Origin of the sequence: Gymnodinialimonas phycosphaerae (assembly GCF_019195455.1) — a bacterium.
GTDB classification, from domain to species: Bacteria; Pseudomonadota; Alphaproteobacteria; order Rhodobacterales; family Rhodobacteraceae; genus Gymnodinialimonas; species Gymnodinialimonas phycosphaerae.
In genome coordinates this window covers 1,704,519-1,721,004 of the sequence record NZ_JAIMBW010000001.1, presented here as the reverse complement: position 1 = coordinate 1,721,004, position 16,486 = coordinate 1,704,519, and the positions used below count along the sequence as shown (strand labels likewise).

The 16,486-nt window shown below is 65.9% G+C and carries 17 protein-coding genes and 1 riboswitch; of the genes, 12 read left to right on the top strand and 5 right to left on the bottom strand.

Going from position 1 to position 16,486, the window contains the following annotated elements:
- Window positions 1-4 precede the first annotated feature (4 nt).
- Genes cobN through cobJ form a run of 5 tightly spaced genes read left to right on the top strand, consistent with a single transcriptional unit; the run spans window position 5 to window position 6,526 of the window.
- On the top strand, window positions 5-3,289 hold the full coding sequence (gene cobN, locus KUL25_RS08410; RefSeq protein ID WP_257892536.1) for a cobaltochelatase subunit CobN: 3,285 nt from the start codon (window positions 5-7) through the stop codon (window positions 3,287-3,289).
- Window positions 3,286-4,413 carry a hypothetical protein gene (locus KUL25_RS08405; RefSeq protein WP_257892535.1) on the top strand — a complete coding sequence of 376 codons (1,128 nt, stop codon included), beginning with the start codon at window positions 3,286-3,288 and terminating at the stop codon, window positions 4,411-4,413. The genes cobN and KUL25_RS08405 overlap by 4 nt, the downstream gene beginning before the upstream one ends.
- A 12-nt stretch (window positions 4,414-4,425) precedes the next feature.
- Complete coding sequence (locus KUL25_RS08400; protein ID WP_257892534.1) at window positions 4,426-5,055, top strand: precorrin-8X methylmutase; 630 nt, start codon at window positions 4,426-4,428, stop codon at window positions 5,053-5,055.
- Window positions 5,052-5,777 carry a precorrin-2 C(20)-methyltransferase gene (gene cobI, locus KUL25_RS08395; protein ID WP_257892533.1) on the top strand — a complete coding sequence of 242 codons (726 nt, stop codon included), beginning with the start codon at window positions 5,052-5,054 and terminating at the stop codon, window positions 5,775-5,777. Before KUL25_RS08400 ends, cobI begins: the two co-directional genes overlap by 4 nt.
- A complete protein-coding gene (cobJ, locus tag KUL25_RS08390; RefSeq protein ID WP_257892532.1) occupies window positions 5,774-6,526 on the top strand; it encodes a precorrin-3B C(17)-methyltransferase in 753 nt (250 codons plus the stop codon). The genes cobI and cobJ overlap by 4 nt, the downstream gene beginning before the upstream one ends.
- Here cobJ and KUL25_RS08385 read toward each other — a convergent pair.
- Window positions 6,499-7,254 carry a cobalt-precorrin-6A reductase gene (locus tag KUL25_RS08385; RefSeq protein WP_257892531.1) on the bottom strand — a complete coding sequence of 252 codons (756 nt, stop codon included), beginning with the start codon at window positions 7,252-7,254 and terminating at the stop codon, window positions 6,499-6,501. The two genes, cobJ and KUL25_RS08385, sit on opposite strands and share 28 nt — an antisense overlap.
- Between KUL25_RS08385 and cbiE the strand changes: the two genes are divergently transcribed.
- The 7 genes from cbiE to KUL25_RS08350 are packed head-to-tail and all read left to right on the top strand — an operon-like array spanning window position 7,253 to window position 12,734.
- Window positions 7,253-8,452, top strand: coding sequence for a precorrin-6y C5,15-methyltransferase (decarboxylating) subunit CbiE (cbiE, locus tag KUL25_RS08380; RefSeq protein WP_257892530.1), 1,200 nt, complete (start codon window positions 7,253-7,255; stop codon window positions 8,450-8,452). The genes KUL25_RS08385 and cbiE overlap by 2 nt on opposite strands.
- Window positions 8,434-8,826 carry a cobalamin biosynthesis protein gene (locus tag KUL25_RS08375; protein ID WP_427854411.1) on the top strand — a complete coding sequence of 131 codons (393 nt, stop codon included), beginning with the start codon at window positions 8,434-8,436 and terminating at the stop codon, window positions 8,824-8,826. The genes cbiE and KUL25_RS08375 overlap by 19 nt, the downstream gene beginning before the upstream one ends.
- The gene (cobM, locus tag KUL25_RS08370) at window positions 8,823-9,617 is read left to right on the top strand and encodes a precorrin-4 C(11)-methyltransferase (protein ID WP_257892529.1); all 795 of its coding nucleotides are present in this window, start codon (window positions 8,823-8,825) and stop codon (window positions 9,615-9,617) included. The genes KUL25_RS08375 and cobM overlap by 4 nt, the downstream gene beginning before the upstream one ends.
- Complete coding sequence (locus tag KUL25_RS08365; RefSeq protein ID WP_257894829.1) at window positions 9,610-10,932, top strand: cobyrinic acid a,c-diamide synthase CobB; 1,323 nt, start codon at window positions 9,610-9,612, stop codon at window positions 10,930-10,932. The genes cobM and KUL25_RS08365 overlap by 8 nt, the downstream gene beginning before the upstream one ends.
- Window positions 10,929-11,651 carry a uroporphyrinogen-III C-methyltransferase gene (cobA, locus tag KUL25_RS08360; RefSeq protein WP_257892528.1) on the top strand — a complete coding sequence of 241 codons (723 nt, stop codon included), beginning with the start codon at window positions 10,929-10,931 and terminating at the stop codon, window positions 11,649-11,651. The genes KUL25_RS08365 and cobA overlap by 4 nt, the downstream gene beginning before the upstream one ends.
- Window positions 11,641-12,387, top strand: coding sequence for a precorrin-6A synthase (deacetylating) (gene cobF, locus KUL25_RS08355; RefSeq protein ID WP_257892527.1), 747 nt, complete (start codon window positions 11,641-11,643; stop codon window positions 12,385-12,387). The genes cobA and cobF overlap by 11 nt, the downstream gene beginning before the upstream one ends.
- The gene (locus KUL25_RS08350) at window positions 12,384-12,734 is read left to right on the top strand and encodes a DUF1636 family protein (protein WP_257892526.1); all 351 of its coding nucleotides are present in this window, start codon (window positions 12,384-12,386) and stop codon (window positions 12,732-12,734) included. The genes cobF and KUL25_RS08350 overlap by 4 nt, the downstream gene beginning before the upstream one ends.
- Here KUL25_RS08350 and KUL25_RS08345 read toward each other — a convergent pair.
- From KUL25_RS08345 to KUL25_RS08330, 4 genes are all read right to left on the bottom strand, one after another.
- Window positions 12,718-13,194, bottom strand: coding sequence for a hypothetical protein (locus KUL25_RS08345; RefSeq protein ID WP_257892525.1), 477 nt, complete (start codon window positions 13,192-13,194; stop codon window positions 12,718-12,720). The two genes, KUL25_RS08350 and KUL25_RS08345, sit on opposite strands and share 17 nt — an antisense overlap.
- A 16-nt stretch (window positions 13,195-13,210) precedes the next feature.
- Window positions 13,211-13,912, bottom strand: a complete 702-nt coding sequence (locus KUL25_RS08340) for a CbtA family protein (protein ID WP_257892524.1) — start codon at window positions 13,910-13,912, stop codon at window positions 13,211-13,213.
- 4 nt (window positions 13,913-13,916) lie between these two features.
- Window positions 13,917-14,096: a CbtB domain-containing protein gene (locus KUL25_RS08335; protein ID WP_068355615.1), complete on the bottom strand. Its 180-nt coding sequence runs from the start codon at window positions 14,094-14,096 to the stop codon at window positions 13,917-13,919.
- 40 nt (window positions 14,097-14,136) lie between these two features.
- Window positions 14,137-14,357, bottom strand: a riboswitch (cobalamin riboswitch).
- A gap of 124 nt (window positions 14,358-14,481) precedes the next feature.
- Window positions 14,482-16,467, bottom strand: a complete 1,986-nt coding sequence (locus tag KUL25_RS08330; RefSeq protein WP_257892523.1) for a putative bifunctional diguanylate cyclase/phosphodiesterase — start codon at window positions 16,465-16,467, stop codon at window positions 14,482-14,484.
- Window positions 16,468-16,486 lie beyond the last annotated feature (19 nt).

The window sequence follows — 16,486 nt, the reverse complement described above, 5'->3', positions numbered from 1 at the left end:
TGCCATGCACGTCGTCTTCCGCGAAAGCCACGGGTTAGAAGAGACCGAGACCCCGACTGATCTGGCACAGACGCCAGCGGATCTGGTGGTGCTCTCGCTCTCGGACTCCGACCTTGGCGCTTTCGCGGCGGGCTGGCATCGTGCCAATATCGGCGCGCAAGGGGGCCTGCCCTCCCTGCGGTTGGCCAACATCGCGGCGCTGAAGCATCCGCTGTCCGTCGATACCTATATCGAACAGACGCTGGAGGGCGCGAAGGGCATTCTGATCCGCCTTATCGGTGGTGTGCCGTACTGGCCCTACGGTTTGCAGCAGGTCGAGGCCCTTTGCCGGGCCAAGGGCATTGCGCTGGCTGTTCTGCCTGCCGATGGCCGCGAGGATACGCGGCTGGACGCGATTTCAACGCTTCCCGTGTCCACCCTGCGTCGCCTGCAACACCTCTGTGACGCCGGCGGCGAGGTCGCGGCCCAAGCCGCGCTGGCGCAAATGGCACTGGCCTCGGGCCTTTACGCGGGCCCGGTGAGCGGCGCCAAGGGCCTGGCCAGTGTCGGCGGCTGGACGCCCGAGGATGGCGTTTGCTGCCCGGTCCTTGCGGGGCAGGGCGATACCCCGCTCATTCTCGTGACCTTCTACCGGTCGTACCTCGTTTCCGCCGACCTCTCTCCGATCCGCGCGCTGTTCACGGCATTGCGCGCCAAAGGCTTCGCCGTCATGGGCCTGTTCGCGCCATCGCTCAAGGCGCCGGGCGCCGCCGAATGGATGACCCGCCAGGTGGCCCATCTTTCACCGGTAGCGATCGTCAACGCCACCTCGTTTTCGGGCAAAGGGGCAGGGGGCACATCCCCGCTTGATGCCGCCGATGTCCCCGTCTTCCAGGTAGCGCTGGCCACGTCGGGAGAGGACGCCTGGGCCGGGGCGGAACGGGGCCTTTCGCCCGCGGATCTTGCCATGCACGTGGTCCTGCCTGAGGTTGACGGACGTATCTTCGCGGGCGTGGCGTCGTTCAAGGAACCCGATGACCGCGACGCGGACCTCCAATTCGCGCGCTATGCTCACAAGTGTCATGTGGAACGCATCACGCACCTGGTGGACCGCGTTGCCGCGTGGCACGCCCTGGCGACAAAGCCACCCCGCGACCGCGCCCCGGCGCTGGTTCTTTCCACCTATCCCGGCCGCGCGTGGAACGCGGCCCATGCGGTCGGCCTTGACGCGATCGCGTCGGCCAACGCCATTTTGGGCGACCTCCGCGAGGCAGGCCACGACGCGCCGGGCGCGATCATGGGCAACGACCTGCAAGGCGCGAAGCTCATCTGGCCCTTCGACGCCTACAAGGCCGCGCTCGCAAGCCTTCCGAAGTCCCTGCAAGAGGCCCTCCACGCCGCGTGGGGCAGCTGCGAGGAGGACGCGGAAGCGACCGAGGAGGGGCTGGCCTTGCCCATCACGCGGCGCGGCAAAACACTTGTCGCACTTCAGCCGGAGCGCGGCATACCGTCGTTGCGCGACGCCGAGTACCACGACCTGGCCCGTGTTCCCCGCCATGGCTACGTGGCATTCTATCTTTGGATGCAGCGCCACGCCGATGCGCTGATCCACATCGGGGCGCATGGCACATTGGAATGGTTGCCGGGGAAATCCGTGGCCCTGTCCAACGCATGCTGGCCCGACGCGCTGACAGGATCGTTACCCGTGATCTATCCGTTCATCGTCAACGACCCCGGCGAAGCCGCCCAAGCCAAACGCCGTATCGGCGCGATCACCCTCGGTCACGTGCCGCCGCCGATGAAAGCTTCCAAGACCCCGACGCGCCTTGTCCGATTGGAAGCGCTTCTGGACGAATTCTCCAACGCTGACGGCCTCGACCCCAAACGCCGCGACCGCCTGCAAGACGACATCCGCGCCGAGGCGCAGGCCCTTGGCGTCGAAGGGGACCTGGGCCTCGACGCCGCCACCTGTTCGGCCGAGGCGTTGACCCGTATCGACCGTTTCGTTTGTGACGTGAAGGAAAGCCAGTTCGGCGATGGTCTCCACGTCTGGGGCCGACCCGAGCATGGCCAATCCGGCTTCGACAGCACTGCCTCCGCCCATGGCGAGCGGAACTCCCTGATCGACGCGCTCAACGGCAAACGCATCGCGGCGGGCCCTTCCGGCTCTCCGTACCGGGGTCGCACCGATGTGCTGCCGACGGGGCGCAACCTCTACACCACCGACCCGCGTTCTGTCCCGACCCGGGCCGCCTACGCCCAAGGTGTCGTTCTGGCCGACGAATTGATGCGCCGCCATTTGCAGGACGAGGGTGATTGGCCCAAGGGTCTGATCGTCGATCTCTGGGGTTCGGCGACCATGCGCACGGCAGGTGAGGAATTCGCCATGGCGCTCGCGCTTATCGGCGTGCGCCCGGTCTGGGACGCGGGCTCGGAACGGGTGTCGGGCCTCGAAGTCCTTCCGATTGCCGAGCTTGATCGCCCCCGCATCGACGTGACTCTGCGCGTCTCGGGCCTGTTTCGCGACGTGTTCCCGACGCTTTCCGCGTTGTTCAATCAGGCCATTCGCGCCCTCGCGGCCCGTGACGAGGCGCCGGACTGGAATCCCTATGTCGGCACACAATCCGCCCGCGTCTTCGGCCCCGCGCCGGGCAGTTTCGGGGTTGGGATTGGCCCGCAGATCGGGGATTACTCCGAGGCCGCCCGCGCCGCAGCGGGCGAGGCCTGGCTTGCGGCCTCCGCCTACGCGCTTGACGGTGACACGATCCACCGCGATGCCTCCGGCCTGCGCGACCGCGTGGCCCAGGCCGATGCCTTCGTCCACCTGCAAGACCTGCCGGAAACCGATGTCCTCCTGGCCGAGGATTATGCCACCCACGAGGCCGGGTTCCTTGCCGCTCAATCCGTCACCGGAGGGGCCGCGAAAGCCTATCACCTTGACGTGACGAACCCCGACCAGCCCCGCGCCCGCGCGCTGACCGAAGAGATCGCCCGCGTCGTGCTGGCGCGCGCGTCCAACCCCGACTGGATCGCCGGCATGGCCCGCCACGGCTTCCGCGGCGCCGCCGAGATCGCCGCGACTTTGGAAAACATGGCGGCTTTTGCGCAGTTGGCCCCGGTGGTGCCATCGCATCTTTTTGACCTCTATTACGAGGCGACCCTGGGCCAGGCGGAGGTGACCGCCTTCATCGAAGATGCCAACCCCGGCGCGCTTGCGGCAATGCGAGACCGCTTCGCGGCGCTCCATGCGGCAGGACTTTGGCACTCGCGCCGAAACTCGATCCTCGCGGATCTGGAGGCGGCGGAATGACGGCCCCTTTGATCAAGGGGTGGTGCCCCGGCGCTTACCGACCCATGGCGTCGGGCGATGGCCTTGTCGTGCGGGTCCGGCCATGGATGGGAGAACTTACAGCCCTCCAAGCCCTTTCGCTTTGCGCCGTGGCAGAGCGCTTCGGGACCAGCGCGTTGGAGGTGACCAGCCGCGCCAACCTCCAGATCCGGGGCGTGTCCGAGGCTGACCACGGCGCGGTCATCGACGCGCTTTTGACTGCCGAGCTTCTGGATGCTGATCCGGCAATGGAGGGGCGCAGAAATTTGCTGATGACGCCCGACTGGCAGGCAGGCGACGTGACCCATGGGCTGGCGGAAGCGCTGTTGGGGGCTTTGTCGCACCTTCCTGATCTTCCGGCGAAATTCGGCTACGCGATTGATACGGGGACGGAGCCGTGGCTCGCCGAGGCCCCGGCGGATATCCGTTTGGAATGCGATGCGACCGGTGGGCTGATCCTTGTGGCGGACGGGGCCGGGAAGGGGCGCGCCGTGACGCCCAAGGCTGCAATCCCCGCCCTGATAGAAATGGTGGGCTGGTTCGTGAACACCGGGGGACGCGACGCGGGACGCATGGCGCGGCACCTGCGCGCCACACCGCTGCCTGCCGATTGGGAAGAAATCCCCCGTCGTGTGGCGCAGCCGCCCTCGGCCAGTGCTCACGGCACGCTTGTCGGCGTGCCCTTCGGGCAGATCGATACCGCGGCGCTTCGGGCCTTCATTGATGGCGGCGCCGTGAAGACCGTTCGCGTTTTGCCGGGACGCTTGCTTCTCGCCACGGGCACCGCGCTGTCGCGCCCTGACGGGTTCTGCGCCCCCGATGATCCAATCCTCAACGTCCATGCCTGCACCGGCGCGCCCGGCTGCCCCCAGGCGCTTGGCCCCACGCGACCGCTCGCGCGGGCGCTGGCGCGTACCCTCGCGCCGGGTGAAACGCTCCATGTCAGTGGGTGCACCAAGGGGTGCGCCCATCCCCGCGCGGCAGATCGTACCTACGTGGCCACGCCATCGGGGTTCGACCTTGTCAGTTGCGGCGCGCCGTGGGATGCGCCCATAGCGCGCGATCTCACGCCTGACGTGATCCTGAAACCGACCCCGCAAGGATAGACAGACCACAGCATGCCTTACGAATACGAAAAAAACGGTGCCGCGATCTATGACGAGAGCTTCGCAACGATCCGGGCAGAGGCCAACCTGGCGCGCTTTACGGTCGATGATGAGCAGGTCGTGGTGCGCATGATCCACGCGGCGGGCCTTGTGGGGTTAGAGGATAGCGTCAAGATCGCCCCCGGTATGGTGTCGGCGGCGCGTACCGCGTTGGACAAGGGCGCGCCGATCTTTTGCGACGCCTACATGGTAAGCGAGGGCGTGACCCGCAAACGCTTGCCAGCAGAGAACGCCGTGATTTGTACGCTCCGCGACGCCCGCGTTCCCGAAATGGCGGTGGAGTTGGGCACAACCCGGTCGGCTGCGGCGCTGGAGCTGTGGCGCGACCGTCTGGATGGTGCTGTCGTGGCCATCGGGAACGCGCCGACCGCTCTGTTTCATCTTCTGGAAATGCTTGAAGATCCCGATTGTCCCCGTCCCGCCGCGATCATCGGCTGCCCCGTGGGCTTCGTGGGTGCGCGCGAAAGCAAGGAAGCGCTGTGGGACGCCGCGCCCGTGCCCTCGCTAATCGTGGAAGGACGCCTCGGCGGCTCCGCCATCACGGTCGCCGCGATCAACGCCATCGCGAGCCGCGCGGAATGAGCGGCAGGATTTACGGCGTCGGCCTCGGCCCCGGTGATCCGGATTTGATGAGCGTCCGGGCCGACCGCCTGGTGCGCGGTTGCAAACACATCGCGTTCTTTCGCAAGCTTGGCCGCAGCGGCCGTGCGCGCACCATTGTCGAAGGGATGCTGCGTGCGGATGCCGTTGAATTTGCAATGGAATATCCCGTAACGACCGAAATCCCACTCAGCGACCCGCGCTACAACGAAGTGCTGTCGGCGTTCTACGAGGCGTGCACCGACCACCTGCGCGCCCTGTCGACCTCGGGCGAGGACGTGGTCGTTCTGTGTGAAGGCGATCCGTTCTTCTACGGCTCTTTCATGCACCTGTTCACCCGGCTCAAGGGCGATTGCGACGTGCAGGTCGTGCCCGCAATCACCGGCATGTCGGCGGCGTGGACCGCCTCGGGCGCACCGATTACATGGGGCGACGACATCCTGTCGACGGTCATGGGCACCCTGGACGAGCCCACGCTGATTGACGCCATGACCCGTGCGGATGCGCTGGTGGTGATGAAGATCGGGCGCAACTTGCCGAAGGTGCGCCGGGCCTTGGAGGCGGCGGGAAAGCTGGACCGCGCGGTGCTGGTCGAATACGCCAGCATGGAGGGGCAGAGCGTGCGACCCCTTTCTGAGTTCGACCGCGAAACGCTGCCCTATTTCTCGATCATCCTTGTCCATGGGCAGGGGCGACGCCCATGAGCGGTTGGGTCGTCATTGCGGGTCTCGGGCCGGGGGCCGAGGCGATGATCACGCCCGAAGCGACGGCGGCCATTGACGCGGCCACGGACGTGGTCGGCTACATTCCATATGTGCGTCGCATATCCCCGCGCGCGGGCCTGACACTGCATGAAAGCGACAACCGGGTCGAGCTGGAGCGCGCGGCCCACGCGCTGGAGATGGCCTCGGAAGGCCGCCGCGTGGTTGTCGTCAGCTCTGGCGATCCCGGTGTCTTTGCCATGGCCTCCGCCGTGTTCGAAGCGGTCGAGGCTGGGCCGCCCCCATGGCGCGATCTGGACATTCGTGTTCTGCCGGGCATCACCGCGATGCTCGCCGCATCGGCGGCCGCAGGCGCGCCCCTGGGACATGATTTTTGCTGCATCAACCTGTCGGACAACCTCAAGCCCTGGGCCTTGATCGAAAAACGCCTGCGTCTCGCGGCGGCGGCCGATTTCGCCATGGCCTTCTACAACCCGCGCTCCAAATCGCGACCCGAGGGGTTCGCAAAGGCGCTTGCGATCCTGCGAGAATGCTGCGCGCCCGAGCGGGTGATCATTTTCGCCCGCGCCGTCTCGACGTCCGAACAAGCCGTGCGGGTCACGGCCCTGGCCGAGGCCACGCCCGAAATGGCGGACATGCGCACGATGGTCATCGTCGGCTCGTCCCTGACGCGTGTCATCGCGCGCGAAGGTGCCCCGATTGTCTATACGCCAAGGTCGGTGGAGGCATGACGCAGCCAGTCCAATACTTCCGCCGGAGCGGCGACCTGGGGTCGGTCCGGAATGGCGGGTCGATCAATCATGATGACCGGCAGGCCAAGGCTCCGCGCGGCGGCGATCTTGGCGTAGGCCCCTGTGCCGCCTGCGTTTTTCGACACGACAAGCTCGATCCCATGGGCGAGAATCAGCGCCTCATCATCGGCTTGGGTGAATGGCCCGCGCGAGATCAGCACCTCGGTCTGCGGCAGGGGCAGCGCCGATTTGGGCGGATCTACCAGACGCAGCAGGTAGAAGTGCTGCGGGTTGGGCGCGAACTCGGCCAAGTGCATGCGCCCCACGGCCAACATGACGCGGCAAGCTGGGCGGTCCAGCGCCGCGACCGCGCCCGCGATGTTGGGCACGTGGGTCCAGGTGTCGCCCTCCTGCGCCACCCATGGCGGCCGCGTCAGGGCCAGCAAGGGCACCTCCGCTTGGGCACAGGCGGCGATGGCATTGCGGCTCATCTGGGCCGCAAAAGGATGCGTGGCATCGACCACATGCGTGATGCGTTCCGTCGTGAGATAGTCTTTCAACCCCGCCACGCCGCCAAAGCCACCGACGCGTTGTGGCAGGGGCTGGCGCACGGGCCGCGCGACCCGGCCCGCGAAGGACACCGTGCCTGCGATACCGGCCTCCGCCACCGCGCGGGCCAAGGCCGTCGCCTCGGTCGTGCCGCCAAGGATCAGGAGGTTGGGTGTCATGGCTGAGGCTCCGTGGATCACGATTGTCGGGCTTGGCGAAGATGGACCGGAGGGGCTATCGCCCGCAAGCCGCGATGCCCTTGGTGCGGCGGAAATCATCATGGGACCGCCACGTCATCTGGCGCTTCTGGGGGACACCGAAGCCGAGCAAATCCCCTGGCCGGTGCCGTTCGCCGACGGGATCGAGATCCTGCGTGGCTTCCAGGGGCGCGGGGTCGTTGTTTTGGTCTCGGGCGATCCGTTCTGGTTCGGGGCAGGGCGGGCGATTTCCAAGGCGTTCGCGCGGGATGAATGGCGTGCGATCCCGGCGTCCTCGACCTTCGCCCTCGCGGCGGCGCAGATGGGGTGGCCGTTGGAGGATACACTTTGCCTTGGGCTGCACGCGGCGCCGCTGCAACGATTGCGCCGACACCTGGCGCCGGGGGGGCGGGCCATCGTGCTGCTGCGCGACGGCGCGGCGGTAACGGATTTGGCGGGCTACCTGTCGGAACAGGGATTTGACGCCAGCGCCATGACGGTGTGCGAAGCCCTTGGCGGTCCGCGCGAGAGGATCAGCCACTTGTCTGTCGCCGAGGCCCTCACGGGCAGCTTCTCTCACCCCGTCTGTGTGGCGTTGGAGGTGGCGGGCGCAGGTCCCGTGGTGCCCTGCGCCTCGGGCCTGCCCGATGAGATGTTCAAGACCGACGGCGTGATGACCAAACGCCCGATGCGGGCGCTGACCCTGTCTGCGCTGGCTCCGCGACCCGGGGAGCATCTGTGGGACATCGGCGGCGGCTCTGGCTCCATCGCAGTGGAATGGGCGCTGTCCCACGATACCTGCACGGCCAGCGTGATCGAGGTGCGCGCAGACCGCGCCGCCCTGATCCGCACGAACGCCGAGGCTTTCGGGGTGCAGGACCGCGTCAGCGTCGTAGAGGGCAGCGCCCCCGACGCGCTTGATCCCCTTGCGGTGCCTGAAGCGGTCTTCATCGGCGGGGGGCTCGGCCCCGCGATGCTCGCCCGCATCACCAGATTGCCCGCAGGCGTACGCATCGTCGCCAATGCAGTCACCCTGGAGGCCGAGGCGCTTTTGACCCAATTCCATGCCACCCACGGGGGCACGCTCATGCGGGTCGAGATCGCCCATGCCACGCCCCTTGGCCCCAAGCGGGGCTGGTCGTCGGCCTATCCGGTCGTGCAATGGAGCGTGACGCTATGATCGCGGCGGGCTTCGGATTTCGGGCCTCGGCCACGGTGGACAGCCTGCGCGACGCCTTCGCGCGGGCGGGCGATACCGCAGACACCGTCAGTGTGGGCGTCTTTGCAACGGCCCACGACAAGGCCGGGGCAGAGGCCCTCGTGGCGCTGGCCCATGACCTTGGCCTGCGCGTCATTGGCTTGCCCGAGGACACGCTTATCGCGCAGACCACGCTTACCCAGTCACAGGCTTCCCGTTCCGCGCGCCAAACCGGGTCGGTCGCCGAGGCTGCGGCGTTGGCCGCTGCGGGCCCGGGCGCGCAGCTTTTGGCCGCGCGCGTCGTGTCCGCCGACCGAATGGCAACCTGTGCCCTCGCCCAAGGAGACCCCATATGACAGTACATTTCATCGGCGCAGGCCCCGGCGCGCCGGACCTTCTGACCCTGCGCGGGCGCGACCTGATCGCGTCCTGTCCCGTGTGCCTTTACGCGGGCTCCTTGGTGCCCGAGGCGATCCTCGATCACTGCCCTGAGGGCGCGCAGATCATCAACACCGCGCCGATGGCCCTGGACGATATCATCGGCTCCATCGCCGTGGCGCACGATGCGGGCAAGGATGTGGCGCGGCTGCATTCGGGTGATCTGTCGGTGTGGTCTGCGATGGGCGAACAGATCCGCCGCCTCGACGCCCTCGGCATCCCCTACACGGTCACGCCAGGGGTGCCGTCCTTTGCCGCCGCCGCCGCCAGTCTGGGGCAAGAGCTGACGCTGCCGGGCGTTGGTCAGTCGCTGATCCTGACCCGCACGCCGGGGCGCGCGTCCTCCATGCCGGAGGGTGAAAGCCTTGAGAACTTTGGCAAAACCGGCGCCACCCTGGCGCTGCATCTCTCCATCGGGAACCTTGCACAGGTCGTCGCCGACTTGGTGCCGCACTATGGCGCCGAGTGCCCTGTGGCGGTGGTTTACCGCGCTTCCTGGCCGGACGAGAAGATCATCCGCACCCGCCTTGGCGTGCTGGAAGATGGCATGGACCCCAGCATCGCGCGCACCGCGCTGATCCTTGTAGGGCCAGCGATCGGGGCCAGTGACTTCACGGAAAGCCGCCTTTATGCAGCGGATTATGACCGTCGCTACCGGCCACAGACCGCCGACAGCCCTTGGTCGGAATGGCAACATGGAGATGACTGAAATGACGCTTCCGCCCGGTCTTCTGGTCTCGGCCCCGTCGTCGGGAACCGGCAAAACCACCGTCATGCTGGGGCTTTTGCGCGCGCTCCGCGATGACGGAATGACCGTGCAGCCGTTCAAATCCGGCCCCGACTACATCGACCCCGCCTTTCACCATGCGGCCTCGGGGCGGCCGTCGTTCAATATCGATACCTGGGCCATGGACGAGGCGCTTTTGTCCGCCATCGGGAGCCAGGCCCAAGGCGCGGATATCTGTGTGGCCGAAGGGTCCATGGGCCTTTACGACGGGGTCGCCACGCGGGGGCAGGCGGGGTTCGGGTCCTCCGCCGAGACGGCGCAGCGCATGGGCTGGCCGGTCGTTCTGGTCATCGACGCAGGCGGGCAGGCGCAATCGGCGGCGGCCACGGCGCTGGGGTTCCAGGCCTATATGCCAGATCTGCCCATTGCCGGTGTGATCCTGAACCGTGTGGCCTCGCCGCGTCACGAGCGGTTGATCCGCCGCGGCATGGATCATGCGGGGCTGAAGGTTCTGGGCGTGCTGCCCCGCCGCGGCGATCTGGCATTGCCTGAGAGGCATCTGGGACTGATCCAAGCCATCGAGCACCCCGATCTGGAAGCTGCCATCGTAGGCTACGCCGCTTTCCTGCGCGAAAACGTGGACCTTGCCGCGATCCGGGCAGCGGCCCTATCTCTTCCCGGTCGCAGCTCTGGAGCCCTGCCAAGACCACCGGCGCAGCGTATTGCGCTGGCGCGTGACGCAGCGTTCTCCTTCACCTATCCGCATTTGCTCAAAGGGTGGCGCGAAGCCGGTGCCGAGATCCTCGCCTTCTCTCCGCTCGCCGATGAACGCCCGGACCCGCAGGCCGACGTCGTCTGGCTGCCCGGTGGCTACCCGGAACTGCACGCGGGCCAATTGGCCGCTGCCGACAATTTTCGTGCCGGGTTGCACGCGCACGCCCAGACCAAACCCATCCACGCAGAGTGCGGCGGCTACATGGCCCTGGGTGCCGGGCTGATCGACAAGGATGGGGTTCGCCACCAGATGGCGGGGCTTTTGGGGCTGGAGACGTCCTACGCGAAACGCAAGTTCAACCTTGGTTACCGCCGGGCCGTGCTTTCAGAAAACATACCGGGTTTTGGAGCCGGGACGGCGTTGAGGGGGCATGAGTTTCACTATTCCAGCATCCTTCAACAGCCTGATACGCCCTTGGCCGAGGTTTTCGACGCTGATGGAAACGCGGTTGCCCAAACCGGGTCCAAACGCGGCAATGTCACGGGAACCTTCTTCCACATGATCACCGAGGAGGCGCCATGACAGGCTTCGTCTCCTTCGTAGGCTCGGGTCCCGGTGACCCGGAACTGCTGACCCTGAAGGCCGTGGACCGCTTGGAACGCGCCGATGCAGTGCTGTTCGATGATCTCTCCTCTGGTCCGATCCTGTCCCACGCGCGCCGTGGCGCGGACCTTGTGGGGGTGGGCAAGCGGGCTGGACGTCCGTCTCCGAAACAAAACCACGTGAGCCGTCTGTTGGTGGACTACGCTAAAACGGGCCAGCGGATCGTGCGGTTGAAATCTGGGGATAGCGGCCTTTTTGGCCGGTTGGAGGAAGAACTTATCGCCCTGCGCGAGGCGGGCATCCCCTACGAGATCATCCCCGGTGTCCCCTCGGCCATCGCCGCCGCCGCCGCTGCCGGCATCCCGCTGACCCGGCGCCTGACAGCACGGCGGGTGCAATTCGTCACCGGCCACGATGCATCTGGCGAACTACCCGACGACATCGACCTGAACGCGCTGGCCGATCCCACGGCCAGTACGGTCATTTTCATGGGCAAGCGGACTTTCCCGAAGCTGGCGGCGGCCCTGATCGACCGCGGTCTGCCCGCTGACACGCCCGCGCTTCTGGCCGAGGCCGTCAGCACGCCGGAGCAGGCCTTGCACCGGATGACCCTGCAAGACCTGATCACCCATCTCAGCACCGAGATCGGCTCTGCGCCCGCGTTGATCCTGTACGGGCCACTTGCCGATGCGGATTGATCTTTGGCTGATCGGTATCGGCACGGGCAACCCCGAGCATGTGACGCTGGAGGCGCAGCGCGCGTTGCGCGAGGCGGCGCTGATCCTGGTGCCGCAAAAGGGGCCCGACAAATCGGACCTTGCGGTCTTGCGCCACCGGATCATCGCGGACGCCGGTGCAACCGCGCCCGTGCAGGAATTCGACTACCCCACCCGTGACCCATCGTTGCCCTATAAGGACCGCGTGCGCGCCTGGCATGACGAGATCGCGTGCCGCTGGCAGGACGCGATTGCCAAGGCCAAGCCCGATGGCCCCGTAGCATTGCTCGTTTGGGGGGACCCGTCGCTCTATGACAGCACGTTGCGCATTGCCTCGCGCCTAGACCCAACGCCAACCCTCCGCGTCTTGCCCGGCATCACCGCGCTGAATGCGCTGACGGCGGCCCACGCGATCCCGTTCAATACGCTCGCGGGGGCCGTGACGGTCACGACGGGTCGGCGATTGCGCGATCACGGCTGGCCCGAAGGGGCAGAAACCGTCGCCGTCATGCTGGACGGGCAATGCAGTTTTCAGGCTCTCGACCGGGATGACCTGATCATCTGGTGGGGGGCCTACCTGGGGATGGCAGAGCAGATCCTCGACCACGGCCCCCTCGATCTGACGGGCCCGAGGATCGTGGCAGCACGCGCCCAGGCACGGGCGGATCATGGCTGGATCATGGACACATATCTATTGCGCCCCAAGGGCCTGACATGACCGCGCGGGTGGCGCTGTATCTGTGCGAAACCTGCGATCCAAGTGCTTTCGCAGCGGCCCGCACTGGCTTGCAAGCGGCCTTGGACGCGGCGGGCCTGCACGCGGATGTTCACGCCCAACCCTGCATGAATGCCTGCGCTGATCCGGTCAGCCTTGCGCTACAGGCAAGCGGTCGCGCGACGTATTTCTTTGCGGGTGTTGATCCTATTGCGGACCGGGCGGACATCGTGGCCACTGTCGCGCTTTACCTCGGCAGCGCGGACGGCTGGATCGAAGACGCTACCGGGTGCGGCCGCCTGCGGCACTGCCTCAGGGGCCGTGTGCCCGCGCTTAATTCTGGATCGTAACACTCGCGCGCAGGGGTACATCGCCGACCGCCAATTCCCGGTGATCGTTGGCGTTGAGCGTGACTTCCACGATCACATCGCCGTCGGGCAAGCCATCGAGGTGCACCCAAGGCCCATAGAACCGCCCCAGCTTCACCCCGTTGATATAGACGTGGGCATGACCTTCGCCCTCGGCATGGGCAAGGCTGGCGTTCTGGGGCGAGAAGGTGAAATTCTCGGTCAGGATATGCAGGTTGTAGCCCGTGAGGGGGTCCGTCCCCACGGTGATCGCCAAGGTGGGAGCTGTGGCGGAAGGCTCCAGCGACAGCAGCGCACCATGGTCCGCATCGCCATGGCCTGCAATACCGTGGGCTGAATGGTCGTGTCCGTCCAGCGTGATCCCGTTGGCGGCGGCGATCGTGAAGCCGATGCCACCGCCGAAGATCAGGCCAATAGCCAGAAGGGGGAGACCTGTGTTCATGGGCCGATGCCTCCGCTCAGGTGGAGGGCGCCGGGGCAGGTGCCCCGATCTGCCGAGACCAGAAATAGCCCGAGAACGCGCCCAGAAGCGCCCAGGCGGCCATGCCGACGCCGAACGCACGGGCAGCGAAAAGCGCGCCGATCTCGGTCGGGACGGGGCCGGTGAAAACCTCGGGCTCTGGCGCGCCGTAGACATGGGGGGCCAGCAACAACGCCGCCGCACCGGCCCAAGCCATCCATCCCTTGCCGAACCCGATCAGCGCCATCGCGACCGCCGCCATTCCCACGGTGGCAAACCACCAGATCTGTCGCAGGACAACATCCGCAGCCGCCACACCGGGCACCTCGGGCGCCAGCGAGAACCCGGGCGCGAAGTGCACCGCGACGAAGCCCGCAAGACCCCAGATCAGGCCCGTGCGCGCGGAAATCTGCGCGCCCCGCTCTTCGGCGAGCGCCATCGCGGCCAACATCACCATGGCATAGGCCGAGTAGATCAACATCGTGAATACGATGGACAAGCCGTCGCGCACCAGGTCGAAGCCGCCGACGTCCTGCGCTGCCGCGATGTTGGAATCCGCACCAAAGTGCAACAGCGCGCCGGACTCGTAGAGTTCTGCATGGAGAAGGACAGGCTGAACGAACCAGAGCTGCAAAAGGGCTGCAATCAGCCCCGAGGCAGCGCCAGCGAACAACGCGCTGGTCAAAAGTCGCGTAATCATCGGCTTAGTGGCAGGGGAAGCCGGTGGCGTGGCGCACGTCGTGGGCCGCGTCATGCAAGGTGGCGGCCTGCACATGGCCTGTCACGACCATCAGGCCAAGGCCCATGGCGGCGACCAGAAGGGCGGCCCCCAGCGTCGAGATGCCGGATTTGGACTGCGTGATGGTTTGCGTCTGGGTCGTCATATCATCGTGCTCCTTTTTGCCGTCACACCCGACGGCCCGTTTGCGTTTCTCACATCCGGCAGGTCTCCTGGCTCGCGGCGTGATGGTCTGGCTGGCCTTCCCGGATCGCTCCAGTGGCATCTTCAACCTGACGCACCGCTTACAGTTGCGGGGGCAGCTGCAGACTTGGCCCCGCCTGAACATGCGCGGACCACACTGCATTCCCTTTTGCTTCCCATCGACACGGATGTGCCTGAAGGAACCGAATGTCATCTTTCCATGACAGAGGCGCGCGGGCGATGTCAAACGGAATGCACAGCGCCGAAGGGACATTTGGGCCGAATGTTCCCCAGCATTGTTGGGGTTGGCGCAGGGCGACATGTTTCGCGCTGATCCCGACAGCGGGTCACGCCGTGGCCGGGTCCAGTAACGCGCTCAATTCGGAGGCGGGGCAGGGGCGGGCCACGTAATAGCCTTGGACCTGCGTGCATCCATGGGCCTTGAGCCAATCGAACTGCGCCTGCTCTTCAACGCCTTCCGCCACTGCGGTCACGTCCAATTGTTGGGCCAGCGCGAGGATCAGGCGCACGATCGGCCCCGAACCGGGCAACAGTGAGATGAAAGAGCCATCGATCTTCAAGCAATGCAGTGGAAACCGAGAGATGTAGGACAGGTTGGAATAGCCGGTCCCGAAATCATCGATGGAGATCCGATACCCCATCCTGGTGATCGCCTTCAACTTGGCCGCGATCCCGTCTTGATCACCGATAAGCACACTCTCGGTGATCTCCAGCTCGATCTTGTGAACCGGAAAACCGGGCCGCGCGGCAAAGCCCTCCAACATTTCCAGAAGATGCGGGTCCGAGAACTGGCGCGGTGAGATGTTGAGCGACAGTTGCACGTCATAGCCCGCCTCATGCCACGCGGCAGCCTGTGCAAAGCCGATTTCCAGGACCTGCCGCCCCAGCACATGGATCAGCCCGGTATCCTCGCAAATCGGAATGAAATCGTCGGGGGGCACAAGGCCACGCTCGGGGTGGCGCCACCGCGCCAGACCTTCCACCGCGACGATCCGGCCTGTCGCCAGATCAAGGCGGGGCTGGTAGTGCAGCTCGAACTGGTTGGCATCAAGCGCGACCTCGATCTCGGCCTCGGTCCGGCTGCGTTTGTCGGCTGCCGCGCCCATCTGGTCATCGTAAATAACGTAGCGGTTGCGCCCGTTGTTCTTGGCCAGATACAGCGCGATATCCGCATGGCGCAGGGCCACGTCGATGTCGGTCCTGGCGGGATCAAAAGCGGAAATTCCCATGCTGACCTTCGTATTGATGGAGATGGAGCCGATTTCCGTGGGCGCAGACAAGCCCTTGAAGAAGCGTTCGACCCGCTCTTGCCAGGGGGCGGCGCTGGCCTGGCTCAGGACGATCAGGAATTCGTCGCCGCCCAGGCGCACGACCAGATCGTCGGGCTGTCCGTGACGAATGGCACGGTCGGCCAGTTCCATCAGAACACGGTCGCCAATCACGTGCCCATAGGTGTCGTTGATCTGCTTGAACCGGTCGACATCGAAATAGATCAGCGCCGTGGTCGCGGCCTTTGCCTCGGCCAGCTTGGCCACATGCTGGTGCAGGTACGAGCGGTTGAAACAGCCCGTCAGCTGGTCCCGACTAGCCAGATACCGCGCCTGATCGCGGGCCAGTTTCAGCTCGCTCACATCGATCGCGGTGACGAGGATGGCGGGTTGGCCCGTCACCGCATCGCTGCATTTCTTGGCGGAGACGTCGAACCAGCGTGCCCCTGTCTTGGTGTGGATTTCCGCAATCTGGCGATGCTCTCCGCCCCCTTCGAGACCCGCAAGCAGAACCGCGTGGTCGGCGGACGACACGAACAGATCCCGCAGCGGAGCGCTGGGGTTTCCGCTTGCGTTGTGGGCGGCGGGATTCGTGTAAAGCGGCGGCCCATCGGCGCTGAACAGGGTGACCATGACATCCGTGTGCAACAACGCTTCGACACTGCGCAGGTTGTCGGGCAATTCATCTCGCTCGGGCAGGGCCTCGCACAGCATGCCCATGCGCCCATCCGAAAGGCGAAACCCGCTGTAAAGCACCAGCACGCTGGTGGGAACGCCATTGGGAAACAACGTCCACAGTTCTTTGAACGTGGCGTCGTGGTCAATGAAATCGGCCTGATATTGTTTGAGGCGTCTGGAAACAGTCGCCGTCATGTCTTCTGCAAGATCACGTTTTTGCAGATCTTCCTCGGAGGCGGCCTGCCACAAGGTGCAAGCGGACGGGTTCGCGTGCACGATCCGACAGGCATCGATGTCATAGACCCAAGTGGGCGTCTGCAGACGCCGCGCGGCTGCGAATTGATCGATCTTGTCAGCCCTCGCCATGCCAAAGCGTACCGACCGC